The organism is Azonexus sp. (assembly GCF_036170495.1).
Taxonomy (GTDB): domain Bacteria; phylum Pseudomonadota; class Gammaproteobacteria; order Burkholderiales; family Rhodocyclaceae; genus Azonexus.
Window position 1 is genome coordinate 1 of the sequence record NZ_JAVHPH010000249.1, and the last position, 3,271, is coordinate 3,271.

Genomic DNA, 3,271 nt, shown 5'->3' on the forward strand with positions numbered 1-3,271 from the left:
CCAAGAATCATCCCTTCATCGACGGCAACAAGCGCGCCGGCTTTCTCGGCGCCGGTATGTTCTTGCGTTTGAACGGCTACCGACTGACCGCCACCCCGCAGGACGCCACCCTGACCATGCTCGCCCTCGCCGCCGGAGAAATCAGCGAAAGCGATTACGCCGACTGGCTGCGCACTCATACAAAACCACTCTAACCCATGAACATCGACGGCACCCCCACCCGCACCTTGCGCGCCCATCCTGAACAGCGCGCCATTGACATCATCGACCAGACCCGGCTACCGCATGCGTTGCACTGGGTTCGTGTCGCCTCGCTCGACGAGGCCGCCCACGCCATCCGCGCCATGCAGGTGCGCGGCGCGCCGCTGATCGGCGCCACGGCGGCCTACGGGCTGGCCATCGCGCTCGACTTCGAGGCCTCCGACGCCCGGCTGGCCGAAGCCGCCGCCCTGCTCCGGTCGACGCGGCCGACGGCGGTCAATCTGCATTGGGCGCTGGCCCGCATGGAAAGCGTGCTCCGCCCACTGCCGGCCGAACAGCGCTGCGCGGCCGCCTGGGTCGAAGCCGCCGCCATCGCCGAGGAAGACGTGGCGCAGAACGCGGCCATCGGCCAGCACGGCCTCAAGCAGTGGAACGAGCTGATCGTCGCCAACGGCCAGACGCTGAACATCATGACCCACTGCAACGCCGGCTGGCTGGCCACCGTCGACCACGGCACCGCCCTGTCGCCGGTCTATGCCGCGCACGATGCCGGCGTGCCGGTGCATGTTTGGGTCTCGGAAACCCGGCCGCGCAACCAGGGCCTGCTCACCGCCTGGGAACTCGAACAGCACGGCGTGCCGCATACGCTCATCGCTGACAACGCGGCCGGCCTGCTCATGCGCACCGGCCAGGTCGACGCCGTGATCGTCGGCGCCGACCGCATCGCCGCCAACGGCGACGTCGCCAACAAGATCGGCACCTACCTCAAGGCCCTGGCCTGCGCCGACAACGGCATTCCGTTTTACGTCGCGGCGCCGCGCTCGACGCTCGATTTTGCTTGCGCCGACGGCGCCGACATCCCGATCGAGGAACGCGACGGCGACGAATTCCGCTTCGTCCACGGCCTCGACCAACACGCCCAACCCTCGGCGCTGCGCCAATTGCCGGCCGGCGAGGATGTCGCCAACCCGGCCTTCGACGTCACGCCGAACTGGCTGGTTACCGCCATCATCACCGAACGCGGCGTCTGCCCGGCCAGCCGCGACGGCTTGCTGGCACTTTACCCGGAGGAAAACCATGGCTGACCTGCGCAGCGAACTGATCGCCACGGCCCGCGCCATGCAGCCGGCCGGCCTCAACCGCAGCACCGCCGGCAATGTCAGCGTGCGCAGCAGCGACGGCTTCTACATCACGCCGACCGGCATGCCCTACGACGCCTTGCGCGATGACGACATCCCGCTCATGGCGCTCGATGGCTCACACATCGGCAACCGCAAGCCGTCATCGGAATGGCGCTTTCACCGCGACCTCTACGCCGCCCGGCCGGAAGTCGGCGCCGTGTTGCACGCCCACTCGCCCTTCGCCGTCAGCCTGGCCTGCCTGCGCCTTGATATTCCGCCCTTTCACTACATGATCGCCCGCTTCGGCGGCGACACGATACGCTGCGCCGAATATTCCATTTTTGGCTCAAATTCCCTGTCGACCGTAGCCATGGCCGCCATGGCCGGGCGCAAGGGCTGCCTGCTGGCCAACCACGGCCTGCTCGTCGCCGGGCGCGATCTCGACGAAGCCTTCACCCTCGCCATCGAACTCGAAGAGCTCTGCGAACAATACTGGCGCGCCTGTCAGCTCGGCCAGCCGGTGCTGCTCTCGGCCGAGGAAATGGCCGCCGTCCTGGAAAAATTCGCGAGCTACGGCCAGCAATGAGCAACCACGACCTCAGCCGCTGGGCGCACAACCATCGCTACACGACCGGCAACGCCGCGGCCGAACGCGGCACCCGCCTCGTCATGTGGATCACCATCGCCACCATGTTCCTCGAGATCGTCGCCGGCTGGTGGTACAACTCGATGGCCCTGCTCGCCGACGGCTGGCACATGAGCTCGCACGCCCTGGCCATCGGCCTCGCCGCCTTCGCCTACGGCGCCGCGCGCAAATACGCGGCCGATCCGAGCTTCGCCTTTGGCACCTGGAAAATCGAGGTACTGGCCAGCTACACGAGCGCCATCTTCCTGCTCGGCGTCGCCGCCGCGATGATCTTCGGCTCGTTTGAACGGCTCTGGTCGCCGCAGGAAATTCACTACCCGGAAGCCATCGCCGTCGCCATCCTCGGCCTCGTCGTCAACCTCGTCTGCGCGCTGATTCTCGGCCAGGCCCACGACCACGACCATCATCACGACCACGACCACGCCCATCACGATCACGACGACCTCAACCTCAAGGCCGCCTACATCCACGTCGTCACCGATGCCGCCACCTCGGTGCTCGCCATCGCCGCGCTGGCCGGCGGCTGGTTCTACGGCTGGGCCTGGCTCGACCCGGCGACCGGCATGGTCGGCGCCGTCCTCGTTGCGCGGTGGGCCAGGAAACTCATCGTGCAAAGCGGCCGCGTCCTGCTCGACCGCGAAATGGATCACCCGATCGTCGCCGAAATCCGCGACGTCATCGCCCAGCTACCGGCGGCTGGCCAGACGGAGTTGACCGACCTCCACGTCTGGCGCGTCGGCACCGGCGCCTATGCCTGCGCCCTGAGCCTGCTCACCCACGATCAGGCGCTGACGCCCTTGCAGATCCGCGACGCGCTGGCCGTGCATGAAGAAATTGTCCACGCCACGGTCGAGATTCATCGCTGCGACCTCTGTTAGTCGGTCGCTAAAAACCAGCTGCTACCGACTAACAACTAACTCGTGCCGTTCGCGCTCGACCTTGGCGATGTAGCGCTGGATACGATTCTCCTCGACGATCGGCATGTTCTCGAAGTGCAGGCCGACCCGCCACTGCTGCTGGCCGGCTCGGCCAAGCTGCGGGGTGATGTGGCGAATCGTCGCGCTGAAGAATAGCTCGTGCTCGTCATCGGGCAAGGCAAAATGGCAGTTTTCCAGCCGCTCCCCGACCGCCAGGCCCTCGGGCAGGGTCGGGGTGGTGGTGCCAATGCCGGCCACCGACATGTCGTGCGCCGGAAAATTAAGCAGCCGGCCACCGCCGAGCCGGCCGAAAAGCTGTAGCGGCTTGCCACGCGGCGTTTCGATGCGAAAAGTCTCCCGGCGCTGCAGGCGGACGACGTATTTGG

General features: G+C 66.8%; 5 protein-coding genes. 4 read left to right on the top strand and 1 reads right to left on the bottom strand.

All coding sequences use genetic code 11. From position 1 onward, the window contains the following. From ADADOO_RS08745 to dmeF, 4 genes are all read left to right on the top strand, one after another. On the top strand, window positions 1–194 hold a 194-nt coding region (locus tag ADADOO_RS08745; protein WP_511276781.1), incomplete at its 5' end, for a type II toxin-antitoxin system death-on-curing family toxin. A gap of 3 nt (window positions 195–197) precedes the next feature. Then, window positions 198–1,286, top strand: coding sequence for an S-methyl-5-thioribose-1-phosphate isomerase (gene mtnA / locus ADADOO_RS08750; protein ID WP_511276783.1), 1,089 nt, complete (start codon window positions 198–200; stop codon window positions 1,284–1,286). Beyond that, a complete protein-coding gene (locus tag ADADOO_RS08755) occupies window positions 1,279–1,908 on the top strand; it encodes a class II aldolase/adducin family protein (protein ID WP_511276784.1) in 630 nt (209 codons plus the stop codon). The genes mtnA and ADADOO_RS08755 overlap by 8 nt, the downstream gene beginning before the upstream one ends. Next, a complete protein-coding gene (gene dmeF / locus ADADOO_RS08760) occupies window positions 1,905–2,846 on the top strand; it encodes a CDF family Co(II)/Ni(II) efflux transporter DmeF (protein WP_511276786.1) in 942 nt (313 codons plus the stop codon). The genes ADADOO_RS08755 and dmeF overlap by 4 nt, the downstream gene beginning before the upstream one ends. A 21-nt stretch (window positions 2,847–2,867) precedes the next feature. Here dmeF and ADADOO_RS08765 read toward each other — a convergent pair. Next, window positions 2,868–3,271: flagellar brake protein (locus ADADOO_RS08765; protein ID WP_511276788.1), on the bottom strand; the 404-nt coding region annotated here is incomplete at its 5' end.

Excerpts from the sequence above, each read along its gene's own strand:
- mtnA (WP_511276783.1), top strand. The coding sequence starts at position 198 with ATGAACATCGACGGCACCCCCACCCGCACCTTGCGCGCCCATCCTGAA.
- ADADOO_RS08755 (WP_511276784.1), top strand. The coding sequence starts at position 1,279 with ATGGCTGACCTGCGCAGCGAACTGATCGCCACGGCCCGCGCCATGCAG.
- dmeF (WP_511276786.1), top strand. The coding sequence starts at position 1,905 with ATGAGCAACCACGACCTCAGCCGCTGGGCGCACAACCATCGCTACACG.